Source organism: Pseudomonas hunanensis (assembly GCF_013393325.1).
GTDB lineage: Bacteria > Pseudomonadota > Gammaproteobacteria > Pseudomonadales > Pseudomonadaceae > Aquipseudomonas > Aquipseudomonas putida_P.
In genome coordinates this window covers 63918-79762 of sequence record NZ_QJRC01000098.1, presented here as the reverse complement: position 1 = coordinate 79762, position 15845 = coordinate 63918, and the positions used below count along the sequence as shown (strand labels likewise).

4 protein-coding genes are annotated in these 15845 nt (G+C 64.1%); 1 reads left to right on the top strand and 3 read right to left on the bottom strand.

From position 1 onward, the window contains the following. Positions 1-3: 3 nt before the first annotated feature. From DM807_RS21980 to DM807_RS21970, 3 genes are read right to left on the bottom strand one after another with little or no spacing between them, the layout of a single operon-like run. Positions 4-1332, bottom strand: coding sequence for a TolC family outer membrane protein (locus DM807_RS21980; protein ID WP_012272977.1), 1329 nt, complete (start codon positions 1330-1332; stop codon positions 4-6). Between the two features lies 1 nt (position 1333). Continuing rightward, the gene (locus DM807_RS21975; RefSeq protein ID WP_060514859.1) at positions 1334-2674 is read right to left on the bottom strand and encodes an HlyD family type I secretion periplasmic adaptor subunit; all 1341 of its coding nucleotides are present in this window, start codon (positions 2672-2674) and stop codon (positions 1334-1336) included. 6 nt (positions 2675-2680) lie between these two features. Continuing rightward, positions 2681-4417 carry a type I secretion system permease/ATPase gene (locus tag DM807_RS21970; protein ID WP_060492927.1) on the bottom strand — a complete coding sequence of 579 codons (1737 nt, stop codon included), beginning with the start codon at positions 4415-4417 and terminating at the stop codon, positions 2681-2683. Positions 4418-4962: 545 nt separating this feature from the next. On the opposite strand from DM807_RS21970, the gene DM807_RS21965 reads away from it, so the two are divergent. Beyond that, a complete protein-coding gene (locus DM807_RS21965; RefSeq protein WP_179027922.1) occupies positions 4963-15789 on the top strand; it encodes a peroxidase family protein in 10827 nt (3608 codons plus the stop codon). Positions 15790-15845: the final 56 nt, after the last annotated feature.

The window sequence follows — 15845 nt, the reverse complement described above, 5'->3', positions numbered from 1 at the left end:
GCGTCAGTTGCTCACCATGAGTTCCGGCCCCAGGTAGCTGTTGACCTGTTCGATATCGTCATCCCCGAGGCTGCCCACCGAGGAGGCCAGGCGCAACCGTGACATCAGGTAGTTCAACTTGGCCTCGAACAGATCATGGCGGGCGTCATACAGCAGTTCCTCGGCGTTGAGCACGTCCGAATTGGTGCTGGTGCCGCCTTCCTTGAAGCCCTTGCGGGTCGAAGTCAGCGAGCGTTCGTTGGAGGCCACGGCCTTTTCCAGCGCATGAACGCGCAAGGCGCCACTCTGCACGCCACGGTACTCGCGGGTGGTGTCGGAAATCACCTCCTGGCGCGTTGCGTCGAGTTCGTCCAGGGCTTTGGAACTGTTGGCGCTGGCCTGACGGGTCAGGGCGCTCGTACTGCCGCCGCTGTACAGCGGAATGTTCAGCTCCAGCCCGATCGAGCTGTAGTGGTTGCGCTGGTTCAACTCGGATATCGACTGGCTGCTGCCAGCGGTATAGCCCGCCACGAAATCCAGGGTGGGGTAGTGCCCGGCGCGGGCGCGGTTGACTTCTTCTTCGGCCAGCTCGTAGTTGTGCCGGCGCGCATGAATCAGCGGGCTGTCGGCCTGGGCTTTCACCAGCCAGTCCTGCAGGTTGCCCGGCATCAGCGGCGGCGTGGCGAAGCCTGGCTGCAAAGTGGTCAGCGACTGCGGGGTTTCGCCAATGTATTCCTCCAGCTTGCGCCGGGCGTTGATCAGGTTGTCCTGGGCCTCGATCAGGTCGGCTTCGGCGAGGTCACGGCGGGCCACCGATTCGTCGACATCGGTGATGGTGCCGGCCCCCAGCTCCTTGCGCCGCTTTGCCGAGGCCAGTTGCTCTTCGAAGGCGTTCAACTTGGCCTTGGCCAGGGTGATGGTTTCGCTGGCCAGCAGCACATCGAAGTAGGCGTCGGCCAGGCGCACGGCGGCGTCCTGGCTCTTGGCATCGAACACCGCCACGCTATAGTCGGCCCGTTGCTGACCCTGGCGGTACTCGGCCATCTTCTGCTTGTTGAACAGAGGCTGGCGCAGGCGCACGTTGGCGCCTTTGGAGTCGTAGTCCAGGTCGTTGTCCTGGCCATTCTGGCGCTGGCTGCCATTGACCCTGTTGAAGTAGGCCGCTGCGTTGATCTGCGGCAGCAGGCCCGCCTCACCGATGGCGCGGTTCTCGCCGCCGGCTTGTTTCTCATGCACCGCGGCGCGGTAGATCGGGCCCTGGTATTGCAACAGGTCCCAGGCTTCCTTCAGGTCCATGGCACTGGCCTGAACGGCCACCCCCAACAGGCACAACAGCAGGCATGGGCGTTTCATGTCATTGCTCCTTGAACGCGGCGTCTACGCGTTCGAGCATGGGTTTGAGCAGGTAGCTGAGCAGGTTGCGTTCGCCGGTCTTGATGGTGACGGTGGCGGGCATGCCGGGGCGAATATGGTTGCTGCCCAGCAGCCCCATGCCGGTTGGCGTCACTTCCACCTGGGCCAGGTAGAACGGCTGCTTGCTTTCTTCGTCGAGCAGGCGGTCGGCGGAAATGGTCTTCACCCGCCCCGGAATGTTCGGCGTCTGAGCATGGTTGAAGGCCGGGAAGGCGATGTCTACGGCCAGGCCTGGCACCATCTTGTCGATGGCCTGTACCGGGATCATCGCATCGACCTGCAGCGGCTGGTCGAGCGGCACCACTTCCATGATCTTGGCACCTGGCTGGATAATGCCGCCGACCGTGGCGATGCTCAGGCCCTGGACCATGCCGTCGATGGGCGAGCGGATCACCGTGTGGGTCACTTCATAGTCCAGCGCGCGCAACCGGTCGGCCAGGGTGGTGTTTTCCTTGGCGGTGTCGGTCAGTTGCGATTCCACTTCCTTCAGGTAGTCGTGCTGGCGTTGCAGCATGCGCAGCTTGATTTCGGTGGCCTGGCTACGCGCCCGGGCAATGTTGTTGAGGTTTTCGGCCTGGCCTGCGGCCAGGTCGGCATTGCTGCGCTCCAGCTCCAGCAGGCGGTTGCGCGGCACATAGCCTTCGGCGGCGAGTACGCGGGTGCCTTGCAGTTCCTGGTTGAGGAAGCCGATCTGCGAGGCGCGGGCGCCGTATACCTGCTGCAGGCCCTTGAGTTGCACCGCCGAGGCCGTGAGGTTTTCTTCGAGGATGCTCAGTTCACCGGCGAGCCCGGCGCGGCGGGTGTCGAGCAGCCGCTGCTGCAGGTCCATGGCTGCCAGCAAGCGTGGGTCACTGCCATAGTGTTCGAGCAGGGCGGGGTCGAACGTGACGCTGTCGCGGCCGTCGCGTTCGGCTTCCAGGCGGTTTTCCACGGTTTTGCTGACGATGTACTGGGCGCTGAGCGCGCCTTGTTCGGCCACCGCGCGCAGGGCATCGAGGCGCACCACTTCCTGGCCTTTTTTCACCACATCGCCTTCGCGCACCAGGATCGCCTCGACCGTGCCGCCGCTCAGGTGTTGTACCGCCTTGCGGTTGCTGGTGACCTTGACCGTGCCGGTGGCGACCACCCCGGCATCCAGTGGCGCCAGGCAAGACCACAGCAGAAAGCCGCCAAAGCCGGCAATGACCATCCATACGCCCCAGCGTGCCGGACGGCCTGCATCCAGGTCGATCAGGTTGTTGGCTTCGGCGGGGATCAATTCGGCGTGCTGAATGATCTGCATGATCGGTTACTCCCGTACTTTTACCGAAGCCAGCGGGGCGGCCGCGGTCGCCGGAATCACCGCAGCCTTGCGCAAGGCTGCGAATACTTCGTCGCGGCTGCCGAGCATGTGCACTCCACCGTCGCGCAGCATCAGTATCTGGTCCACCGCGCACAGCACGTTAGGCCGGTGGGAGATGAGGACCACCGTGGCCCCGCGCGTCTTGAGTTCGGCCAGGGCATCGACCAGGGCCTTTTCGCCGACGTCATCAAGGTTGGCGTTTGGCTCGTCCAGCACTACCAGGTTAGGCTCGCCGTACAATGCGCGGGCCAGGGCGATGCGTTGCTTCTGGCCACCGGACAGCGGGCTGCCGTCGGCGGCCAGGCGGGTGTCGTAGCCCTGCGGGAAACGCAGGATCATGTCATGCACGCCACTGCTGCGGGCAGCACGGATCACCGCGTCGCTGTCCACCTCGGCAAAGCGTGCGATGTTTTCGGCGATGGTGCCTTCGAACAGCTCCACGTCCTGTGGCAGGTAGCCCAGCCACGGGCCCAGTTCGGCCTTGTTCCAGTTGAAGATGTCGGCACCGTCCAGGCGCACCTTGCCGGCCTGGGTCGGCCACACCCCCACCAGCAGGCGGGCAAGGGTGGATTTGCCCGAGGCCGAGGGGCCAATGATGCCCAGGCTGTCGCCCGGGGCCAGGCTGAAGCTCACCCCGCGCACAATGCTGGTGCTGCTGCCGGGGGCGCCAGCGATCACATTTTCCACGGCCAGCATGCCCATCGGGCGCTGCAGGGACATGCTCGGTGGCCGTTGCGGGTAGTCCTGCAGCAGGTCGTTGAGCCGGCCCCAGGCCAGGCGGCAGCCCAGCAGTTGCTTCCAGGACGCGATCACCTGCTCCACCGGGCCCAATGCGCGGCCGGTCAGGATCGAGCAGGCGATCATCATGCCGGGGGTGATCTTGCCCTCGATCGCCAGCAGTGCGCCGGTGCCAAGAATCAGTGACTGCAAGGTGATACGCACGAAGCGCCCGGTGCTGCTGATCAGTGCCGCGCGGTCGGAGGCCAGGGTCTGCATCTGCAGGATGCGCAAGTGGCCCTGGTACCAGCGCTTGCCGATTGCCGGCAGCATGCCCATGGCCTCGATCACTTCAGCGTTGCGCAAGTTGTTGTTGGCGTAGCTGGCCGACGACATGGCCGCCTGGTTGGCTTCGGCCAAGGGCTTTTGCGTGGCTTTTTCCGTGAGGTAGGCCAGGCCGACCAGAATCAGCGAGCCGATTGTCGTCACCAGCCCAAGCCACGGGTGGATCAGGTAACAGACCAGTAGGTAGATCGGCGTCCAGGGCGCGTCGAAGAAGGCGAACAGGCCGTTGCCAGTAAGAAATTGGCGCACCTGCGCCAAGTCCTGCAGTGCCTGGGCCGGGTTCCCGCCGGCGCGGTTCAGGTTGCGCTCGAAGGCGGCGCTGAAAAGGCGCCGGTTGAGGTTCATGTCCAGGCAGTTACCGACCCGGATCAGCACCCGGGTGCGGACCATCTCCAGCGCCGACATCAGCAGGAACAGCCCTACCACCAGCAGGGTAAGCATGGCCAAGGTCGTGACATTGCGGCTCACCAGGGCGCGGTCGTACACCTGCAGCATGTAAATGGCTGGCGTCAACATCATGACGTTGATCACGCCGCTGAAGGCGGCCAGGGCGTAAAAGCTGCGACGCAAGCGAAACAACACGTCGGCCAGCTCGGAGCGGGTGCGCGGTGGCTTAGGCATCGGGGGCCTCCCTTTATCGCTAAGCGGGAAGCCCTTGCGGCCCCCGTACAACGGTAGTTGTGGCTTCTTGGTCGGCGCGCAGACGGGTCGCTCTCAGGGCGAATAGTCCAAATCGCTGCGTTGCTCCCACATGCTGGAGCGTAGGTTGCAACGAAACATTCGGTAATATCTTTTTGCTCTATAAATACTTTGAACTTTTCATAAGTGCCGTGAAAACAGTTAGTTGCATCGCATTATCATCGGTGAGCGATATTTTTGACGGGATATTGACAAGCTTTTCGCCTACGACTTTAGTCTGATGTATTCGGGCCCTGTGCGAGCTGGGGCCGATACATGTGCGTTACACCGCTGTTTCGCACAATTAACAAGGCCTCCGCTGTGTCAGCGGGGGCCGGCTTGCCGGCGATGAGGCCAGTGGCGCCCGTACTGCACCGCCCACCTGTCCCCAGAACCCATGACCAGATACTGCGCACGTCAACACTGACTGGGCGCGGGATGGACCCTGTTGCCCTGTGATTTCTCCCGAAAGATCGAGGGCAATTGCAATGGCCAATTTCAGCAAGTCGGACCTGGAATTCATTCTCAAACAAATCTTCATCGCCGAAGCCCACGCAGATGGCGCCAGCCTGATCGACCTGCTGCCCAACAGCCAGGTGCCATTTGGCCTGCGCACCGTCGACGGCAGCTACAACAACCTGGTGGCCGGACAAAGCGAGTTCGGTGCCGCCGACAACTCATTCCTGCGTCTGCTCGATGCCTCCTACCGTGCCAACTATGTAGGCACCGGCAATGTCGTCGATTCGCAGCCCCGTACCATCAGCAACCTGATCGTCGACCAGACGGCGAACAACCCGGCTGCAGTCGAGGCCAACGGGGGCGCCGCCCCGGTAATGAGCCCCGGCATCGACGGGGTGTTCGGCACCGCCGACGACAAACCGGTGTTCTTCATCCCCAACGTGTCGCCGGACGTGGGCCTGACTGCCGGTTTCAATGCCTGGATGACCTTCTTCGGCCAGTTTTTCGACCATGGCCTGGACCTGGTCACCAAGAGCAGTACCGACATCGTGTTCATCCCGCTGCGCCTGGACGACCCGCTGTACAACGCCAGCAGCCCGACCAACTTCATGGTGTTGTCACGCGCCGTACGCACCGCCGGCGCCGATGGCGTGGTGGGCACCGCCGATGATGGCCAGCCCAACACCACCTCGCCTTTCGTCGACCAAAGCCAGACCTACAGCTCGCACCCCTCGCACCAGGTGTTCCTGCGTGAGTACATGCTCGACGCCGCAGGTGACCCGGTGGCAACCGGCCGGCTGATCACCAACCGCGACCTTGGCGCGGACGGCAAATTCGGCACTGCCGACGACGGCAACAGCGAAAATGGCGGCATGGCCACCTGGGCGGTGGTCAAGGCCCAGGCGCGCGACCTGCTGGGCATCAACCTCACCGACGCCGATGTGCACAGCGTGCCGCTGCTGGCCACCGATGCCTACGGCAACTTCCTGCGTGGGCCCAACGGCATGCCGCAGGTGGTCATGCGCGTGAACAACGGCGCCGATGGCATCGCCGGTACCGCCGACGACGTCACGACGCTGGTCGAAGGCAACCGCGCCGCGCCCATCAGCTTGGCCAATGCCGTGAGTACCGGGCATGGCTTCCTCGACGATATCGCCCACAATGCCGAGCCGGTGAAGGTTGGCGGGGTACTGCAAGCCGACGCCGACAGCGCCGTCGGCAACGTGCAGCCAGTGGGCCCAGGCGGCAACAACCTGACCTACGACAACGAACTGCTCGACGCCCACTACATCGCAGGCGACGGCCGGGTCAACGAAAACATCGGCCTGACCGCCGTGCACCACGTGTTCCACTCCGAGCACAACCGCCTGGTGCAGCAGACCAAGGACACCCTGTTGGCCGCAGGCGACCTGGCGTTCCTCAACGAATGGCTGATCGATGACGTCACCGCCATCCCCACCACGCCCGCCGGCATCGCCGCCCTGGTGTGGGACGGCGAGCGGCTGTTCCAGGCCGCCAAGTTCGGCACCGAAATGCAGTATCAGCACCTGGTGTTCGAAGAGTTCGCTCGCACCATCCAGCCGCAGATCGACGAGTTCCTCGCCCCCAATGGCTACGACACCTCGATCAACCCGGCCATCCTCGCCGAATTCGCGCATGTGGTGTACCGCTTCGGCCACTCGATGCTCACCGAAACTGTCGACCGCTTCGACCCATCGTTCAACCCAGTCTCCGGCGACCCAGCCAACCCTGACCAGCAACTGGGCCTGATCGCCGCGTTCCTCAACCCATTGGCATTCGCCGGCAGCGGTGCCACCGCCGACGAAGCGGCAGGCGCGATCATTCGTGGCGTTACCCGCCAGCTGGGCAACGAAATCGACGAGTTCGTCACCGAAGCCCTGCGCAACAACCTGCTCGGCTTGCCGCTCGACCTGCCGGCGCTGAACATCGCCCGTGGCCGCGACACCGGCATCCCCAGCCTGAACGAGGCGCGCCGCGAGTTCTATGGCGCTACCGGTGACAGCCAGCTCAAGGCCTACATCAGTTGGGCCGACTTTGCCGACCACCTCAAGCACCCGGCCTCGCTGATCAACTTCATCGCCGCCTACGGTACCCACAGCAGCATCACCGGGGCCACCACCGAAGCGGCCAAGCGGGCTGCCGCGGTGGCGCTGGTGCTTGGCGGCGCGGGTGCGCCGGCCGACCGCCTGGACTTCCTCAACAGCACCGGTGCCTGGGCCAACGTGACGCTGGCCGGCAAAGACGGCATCGCCGGCACGGCTGACGATATTGCCGGGGTGACGGTCAGCGGGGTCGATGCCATCGACTTCTGGGTCGGCGGCCTGGCCGAGAAAAAAATGCCCTTTGGCGGCATGCTGGGTTCCAGCTTCAACTTCGTCTTCGAGACCCAGCTGGAAGCGCTGCAGAACGGCGACCGCTTCTACTACCTGTCGCGCACGGCGGGCATGAACTTCGGGACGGAACTGGAAAACAACTCCTTTGCCAAGCTGATCATGCTCAACTCCGACGTGACTCACCTGTCCAATACCGTGTTCCTCACGCCGACCTTCACCCTCGAAGTCAACCAGGCCAACCAGTTCACCGGGCTGGGCGCCGACGGCAAGGCCGACCCGACTGGCGGCATCGAGATCAACGGCGTGGAAATCGTACCGCTGGTGATTCGCGACAACCCCGACACCGTCGGGCCAGACAGCAACTATCTGCATTACACCGGCGAAGATCACGTGGTACTGGGTGGCACCTCCGGCAACGACATCATCATCTCTGGCGACGGCGACGATACCGTCTATGGCGATGCCGGTGACGACGTGCTTGAAGGCGGTGCGGGCAACGATGCGGTGTTGGGCGGTGCCGGCGACGACATCATCACCGACTCGTTCGGCGACAACCGTCTTGAGGGCAACGCCGGTAACGACGTGATCGTCGCCGGCAGCATGCTGGCAGCCGGCAACCTGATCCTGGGCGGTGACGGCCAGGATTTCATCATCACCACCGAAGACATTTCCACCACCTTCGGCGGCCAGGGCGACGACTTCATCCTCGGCGCCAAGACCAACCTGCCACCGACCGGCAACGAGGGTGACGACTGGATCGAGAAGGGCACCCAGGACGGTGCGCCCGGCGACAACTTTGCACCGCTGCTGGGTGACGAAGTGGTCGGCAACGACATTTTCGTCGGTGGCGGTGGCTTCGACGAAATGATCGGTGAGGGCGGCGACGATATCTTCGTCGGCAGCGATGCCCAGGACAAGATGGACGGCATGTCCGGCTTCGACTGGATTACCAACAAGAACGACAAGGTCGGTGTCACCGTGGACCTGAGCCTGGCCGCATTGGCCCAGCCCCATGGCAATGCACCGAACCAGAACGCCGGCGTGTTCAACCCGGTCGGTGCTTCGCCGGCCAGTATCCTCGACCGCTTTGCCGAGGTCGAAGGGGTGTCCGGTTCCAACTACGCCGACGTGCTCAAGGGCGATGATGTCGATGCCGTGACCATCCTCAACCATGGTGGCGCCACCGGTAGCGCCCTGACCAATGTGGCGCTGATTCGTGGCCTGCAGCAGTTCCTGGCCGATGCGGGCTTGCCTACCACGGGCTTTGCCACCGGTAACATCATGCTCGGTGGCAATGGCAGCGACCTGATTGAAGGCCGAGGCGGCGATGACCTGATCGACGGTGACAAATGGCTGAACGTGCGCATTGCCGTGTACGCACCGGGTGACGTCAACCACACCGGCCCCGAAATCGCCAGCTTCGACAGCATGGTCGACATGATCCCGTTCATGCTCGATCGCACCTACAACCCAGGCCAGCTGAAGGCTGTGCGTGAAATTTTGCCTGGCACCTCGACGGGCGGCGCGGCCTTTGACACTGCCATTTTCTCGGGGGTGCAAAGCGAATATGTAGTGAGCCAGAACACCAAAGGCACGGCCGATGTTGCCGATGATGTGTGGACGGTGACCGACACCGTGGCGGGCCGCGATGGCGTCGATACACTGCTGCATATCGAACGCCTGCAGTTCGCCGACAGCCAGCGCGTGCTGGTGACAGGCGTGAACGCACAACCCACGGGCAGCCCGACCATCACCGATGGCAACGGTGCCGCCATTACGGTAGGTGATCTGCTTACGGTGAGCGTGGCCGGTGTGCGTGACGCCGACAACATCAGCGCAGGCAACCCGCTGGGTACGCTGGCCGACCGCTCGGTGTCGTACTACTGGCAGTTCGAGGCGGATCCCGGTAGCGGTGTGTTCCAGGACATCATCCTGCTGCCGGCCGGCGACTTGGCATTCCAGAGCGCCGATGGCACCTCGTTCAAGGTATCGCCAGACCTGGCCGGGCTGAGCCTGCGGGTCAAGGCGATCTACCAGGACGCCCATGGCACCACCGAAGTGCTGTTCTCTGCGCCAACGGCCGTTGTGCAGCCCGGTGCGCCCGTGGTGCCGACGCCGGCCACCCCGGTGGTGGACGCCACGGCAGGGGGGGAGGGGTTGCACATGGTGCGCTCCGACCTCAACTTCATCCTGGCCCAGATCAAGATCGCCGAGGCCGATGCCGCCGGGCAGGACATCCTCTCGTTGATCCCCAACATCCGCGCGCCCCTGGGCCTGCGGGCGGTCGATGGCTCGAACAACAACCTGATGAACCTCAATGGCCACAACAACACCCAGTTCGGTGCCGCCGACAATGTCTTCCCGCGCTTGACCGACCCGGTGTTCAACCCCGCGGAAGGCGCCCCGGCCGGCTTCTTCGGCCCTGGCTCGCCGGCCATTCCCGGCTCGTCGTACCAGCAGACCAGCGGCCCGGTGTTCGACTCGCAGCCGCGCACCATCAGCAACCTGATTGTCGACCAGACCTCCAATAACCCGGCAGCTTATGCCACCGCCTATGACCCAGGTGCCGATGGCGTGCTCAACTTCGGCGCGCCTGGCAACGACGACGTGCTCAAGGATGGCGTACGCATCGTCGCCAGCCCAGGTATGGATGGCCAGTTCGGCACCACGGACGACCACGATGTGTACCTGTTCGAGAACACCGCTGCCGATGCCGGCCTGTCCGCGCCGTTCAACGCCTGGATGACGTTCTTCGGGCAGTTCTTCGACCATGGCCTGGACCTGGTCACCAAGGGCGGCTCGGGTACCATCTACATCCCGCTGCAACCGGATGACCCGCTGTACGTGGAGGGTGGTTTCACCAACTTCATGGTGGTGACCCGTGCCACCAACCTGCCAGGGCCGGATGGCATCCTCGGCAACGCCGACGATATCCACGAGCACACCAACACCACTACGCCGTTCGTTGACCAGAACCAGACCTACAGCTCGCACCCTTCGCACCAGGTGTTCCTGCGTGCCTATGTGATGACCGACGACGGCCCCGTTGCCACTGGCCGGCTGATCACCAACCGCGACCTGGGCGCCGATGGCAAGTTCGGCACCGCCGACGATACCGAAATCGGCGGCATGGCGACCTGGAAGGTGGTCAAGGCCCAGGCCCGCGACCTGCTCGGCATCAACCTGACCGATGCCGACGTCGACAACGTGCCGCTGCTGGCCACCGACGCCTACGGCAACTTCATCAAGGGGCCGAACGGCTACCCGATGGTGGTGATGAAGGGCGTCGACGGCATTGCCGGCACGGCCGATGACCAGCAGGTCGAAGGCAACCCGTTGGCGCCGATCAGCCTCACCAACGCCGTGCGTACCGGGCACCAGTTCCTCGCCGACATTGCCCACAATGCTGTGCCGGTGTTCAGTGGTGGGGTATTGGCGCCGGACGCCGACAACGCCGTTGGCAACGCCGTGCCGGTCAACCCGCAGACCGGTGCCAACCTGGCCTACGACAACGAACTGCTGGATGCGCACTACATCGCCGGCGACGGTCGGGTCAACGAGAACATCGGCCTGACTGCCGTGCATGCGATCTTCCACGCCGAGCACAACCGGCTGGTGGCGCAGACCATGGACACCGTGCTCGACTCGCACGATCTGGCGTTCCTCAACGAATGGCTGCTCAACCCGGTCACCGCATTGCCGGTCACCCCGGCCGAGATCGACGCACTGGTATGGAACGGCGAGCGGTTGTTCCAGGCGGCCAAGTTCGGTACCGAGATGCAATACCAGCATCTGGTGTTCGAGGAGTTCGCCCGTACCGTGCAGCCACGGGTCGACCTGTTCTTTGCCCCGACCCAGGTGTACGACGTCGACCTCGACGCGTCGATCGTGGCCGAGTTCGCCCACACCGTGTACCGTTTCGGCCACTCCATGCTGACCGAGACTGTCGACCGCTTCGACATCGACTTCAACGTCATCAAGGACCCGGCCAGCGCCAACCCCGACCAGCAACTGGGCCTGATCGCCGCGTTCCTCAACCCGCTGGCGTATGCCGCCAGTGGCGTTACCCCCGAGGACGCCACCAGCGCCATCGTGCGTGGCGTCACCCGCCAGGGCGGTAACGAGATCGACGAGTTCGTCACCGAAGCGCTGCGCAACAACCTGCTCGGCCTGCCGTTGGACCTGCCAGCGATCAACATCGCCCGTGGTCGCGACGTTGGCATCCCTTCGCTGAACGCCGTGCGCCGTGATGTCTACGGGCAAACCGGTGATACCCAGCTCAAGCCGTACACCAGCTGGGTCGACCTGGTGCAGCACCTGAAGCACCCTGAGTCGCTGATCAACTTCATCGCGGCCTATGGCACCCACAGCAGCATCACCGGGGCCACCACATTGCTGGAAAAACGCGCTGCGGCCATGGCCCTGGTGTTCGGCGGCGAGGGTGCGCCGGCCGACCGCCTGGACTTCCTCAACAGCAGTGGCGCCTGGGCCAATGTGACGCTGCCCGGCAAGGACGGTGTGCTGGGTACTGCCGACGACCTGAAGGCCGTCACCATCACCGGTGTCGATGCCATCGACCTGTGGATCGGCGGCCTGGCCGAAGAGAAGACCCCGTTCGGTGGCATGCTCGGCAGCACCTTCAACTTCGTGTTCGAAAACCAGATGGAGAAACTGCAGGACGGTGACCGCTTCTACTACCTGGAGCGCACCTCTGGCCTGTCGATGAACGCCGAGCTGGAAAGCAACTCGTTCGCCAAGCTGATCATGGCCAACACCTCGGCCACCCACCTGCCGGGCCTGGTGTTCTCCGACCCAGGCTTGTACCTGGAGCTGGACCAGAGCAAGCAATACAACGACGGCCTTGGTCATGCCGACCCGCTGGGCGAAAACGGCGAACAGGTGGTGTTCCGCGACAGCCCGCTGACGGCTGGCCCGGACAGCAACTACATCCGCTATGCCGGTGCCGAGCACATCGTGCTGGGCGGCACCAACGGTGACGACATCCTGGTGTCCAGCGAGGGTGACGACACGGTCTGGGGCGATGCCGGCAACGACCGCATCGAGGGCGGTGACGGCAACGACCAGCTGCGCGGTGGTGCCGGCGACGACATCATCAGCGACATGGGCGGTGACGACAACATCCAGGGCGGCGACGGCAACGATGTGCTGCACGGCGGCAATGGCGTCAACCTGATCATCGGCGGTTTCGGCAACGACTTCATCGTCACCGGTGAAGACGCCTCCGAAGCCATCGGCGGCCAGGGCAACGACTTTATCCTGGGCAGCAAGGCCAACGAGCAGGACATGGGTAACGAAGGCGACGACTGGATCGAGAAGGGCACCTCGGACGGTGCGCCTGGCGATAACTTCGACCCGTTGGGCAACGACCCGATCATCGGCAACGACGTGTTCATCGGCGGTAACGAGAACGACAAGTTCAACGGTGAAGGCGGCGATGACATCATGGTCGGCAGTTTGGGCTTCGGCGACCGCTATATCGGCGGCTCGGGCTACGACTGGGCCACCTTCAAGGGCCTGGCCCAGGGCGTGACCATCGACTACAGCGACCGCTTCTTCGATGTGCCGCCAGTACCGGGTTCGGGCGCTTCGGCGCTGGTGCGCTTCGACATCATGGAGGGCCTGTCGGGTTCGGCCCATGGCGACTTCCTGCGCGGTGACAACGAAGATGCCGCCAGCTTGCCGACCAATGGCGCCACGGGCAGCGTGCTGACCAACATCAGCCTGATCAACGGCCTGTCCAGCCTGCTGGCGGCGGGTGCGACATTCTACGATGGCGGCAACATCATCCTCGGTGGCAGCGGCAGCGACCTGATCGAAGGCCGTGGCGGCGATGACATCCTCGACGGCGACAAATGGCTGAACGTACGCATCAGCGTACGCGCCAATCACGATGGCACGGGCCCTGAAATCGCCAGCTTCGACAGCATGGAACCGATGGTGCCGTTCATGCTCAATGGCACCTACAATCCCGGCCAGCTAGTGATCGTACGGGAGATCCTCAACGGCACCGACAACTATGACACGGCGGTGTTTTCGGGGGTTGCCACCGATTACAGCGTGGTGGTCGATGGCAACGCGGTGATCGTCACCGACCTGGTGGCCGGGCGCGATGGTGTCGACCACCTGACCGGTATCGAGCGGCTGCAGTTCTCTGACCGCTCGCAGGCCTCCGGCGTGGGTACCGCCGTGAACGCCGGCCCGACGGGGCACCTGGTGATTCTTGACGATGCTACCGGGGTGCGTGACGACACACCGGTCACTGGCCAACTGCTGCGGGTAACACCGCTGGCGGTGCATGATGCCGACAACGTGAGCGCGGCCAACCTGAACGGCGCAGTCAACGGCCCTGTGGCGTATTACTGGCAAGTCGAGAACCTGCCAGGCTCGGGGGTGTATGAAGACATCACCTTTGTTGCCGCTGGCGAAGTTTCGCGGGCCATTGGCACGACCTACCGGGTCACGGACGATGTGGCGGGCCTGAGCATCCGTGTACGTGCGGGGTACCAGGACGCCAAGGGCACACTGGAAATCGTCGATTCGTCGCCCAACAGCGCGCCAAGCGCCGGGCCAGCCGTGACCGGGCTGCTGGTGCAGAACCAGACGCTCACCGCCAACCCGGCGACCATCGTCGATGCCGATGGCCTGAGCAACCCACAGTTCACCTTCCAGTGGCAGGCCAACCGGGGTGTGGGCTGGGTCAACATTGCCGGTGCCATCAGCAGCACCTTTGTCCTGACCCAGGCGCAAGTGGGGCAGAACATGCGGGTGGTGGTCAGCTACGTGGATGACTTCGGCGTGCACGAAAGTGTCGCCTCCGACATCCTCGACCCGGTGGCCAACGTCAACGATGCACCGACCGGTGCCGTGCTGATCAGCGACACCACGCCAGACCAGGGCCAGACACTTACCGCGCTCACGGGCGGTATCGCCGACCTCGATGGTTTAGGTGCCTTCAGCTTCCAGTGGCAGCAAGGCACGGGCGGCACCTTCGCCAACATTGCCGGCGCCACTGCGGCCACCTTTACGCCGGGCTTCGCCCAGGGAAACCAGCAGTTGCGGGTGATCGTGCGTTACACCGATGGCTTTGGCACCCTGGAGTCGCTGACCTCGGCGGCCACCGCAGCAGTGACCGTGCCGCCAGGCGTGGTGCTGACGGGTACCAACGCTGCCAACACCCTGACCGGTGGTGCGGGCAACGACGTGATTTCGGGCCTGGGCGGCAATGACATCCTCAATGGCCTGGCCGGTGCCGACCAGCTGTTCGGGGGTGTCGGCAATGACACCCTCAACGGGGGGGACGACGCCGACCTGCTCAACGGTGAAGATGGCAACGACATCCTCAACGGCGGGCTGGGTGCGGATGTGATGAACGGCGGTGCCGGTAACGATACCTTCGTGGTCGATAACGTCGGTGACACGGTAACCGAAGCACTGAACGGTGGTACCGACCTGGTTCAGACCAGCCTGGCCAGCTACACCTTGGGCGCCAACGTCGAAAACCTGACCTACACCGGCAGCAGTGCCTTCACCGGTACCGGGAACGCGCTGGCAAACACCATCACCGGTGGCGCCGGCAACGACCTGCTCAACGGCGGTGCGGGTGCCGACCGCCTGGTGGGTGGCGTGGGCAACGACACCTATGTGGTGGATGATGCCGGCGACGTCGTGGTCGAAGCCACTGGGGCAGGGACTGACCTGGTGCGTACCACGTTGGCCAGCTACACCATGGCCGCCAACGTCGAGAACCTCACCTACACCGGGGTGGGTAACTTCAGCGGCACTGGTAACGGCCTGGCCAACATCATCAACGGCGCGGCGGGCAATGACACGCTCGCCGGCGACGGTGGCAACGACATCCTCAACGGCAACGCTGGCAACGACACCCTCAACGGCGACGCCGGCAACGATCAGCTGTTCGGCGGCCTGGGTGCCGACCGCCTGAACGGTGGTGGTGGTGATGACAGCCTCGATGGTGGCGATGGCAATGACACGCTGCTGGGGGATGCGGGCAACGACACGTTGCTGGGTGGTGCTGGCGATGACAGCCTGGACGGTGGCAATGGCAACGACTCGTTGCAGGGCGGCGATGGCAACGACACGCTGTTCGGTGATGTCGGCACCGACACCTTGATCGGGGGGGCCGGTAACGACTTCCTCAACGGTGCGGGCGGTAACGATACGGTGGTGGGTGGTGCCGGCAACGACACCATGATGGCAACCGACGGCAACGACGTGTTCCAGTTCGCGGCCGGCTTCGGCAACGACCTGATCATCAACTTCGATGCCATTGCGGCGGGTGGCCAGGATCGGCTGGACATCACCGCCCTCAACATCACCGCGGCTACCTTTGCCGCCAGCGTTACCATCGCCGATGTGGGTGCCGATACGCTGGTCAGCATCGGCGCTGCCGACTCCATCCGCCTGGTGGGGGTGGCGGATGCGACCACGGTGACTGCTGCGGACTTCATCCTGGCGGGTTGAGGGCCTGAAGGCAAAGCTGTTGGTGTCAAATGCCGGGGGCCGCACAGCGGCCCCCG

What these genes read in the sequence shown, in the direction of transcription:
- DM807_RS21980 (WP_012272977.1), bottom strand. Translation starts at nt 1,332, where the DNA reads ATGAAACGCCCATGCCTGCTGTTGTGCCTGTTGGGGGTGGCCGTTCAG.
- DM807_RS21975 (WP_060514859.1), bottom strand. Translation starts at nt 2,674, where the DNA reads ATGCAGATCATTCAGCACGCCGAATTGATCCCCGCCGAAGCCAACAAC.
- DM807_RS21970 (WP_060492927.1), bottom strand. Translation starts at nt 4,417, where the DNA reads ATGCCTAAGCCACCGCGCACCCGCTCCGAGCTGGCCGACGTGTTGTTT.
- DM807_RS21965 (WP_179027922.1), top strand. Translation starts at nt 4,963, where the DNA reads ATGGCCAATTTCAGCAAGTCGGACCTGGAATTCATTCTCAAACAAATC.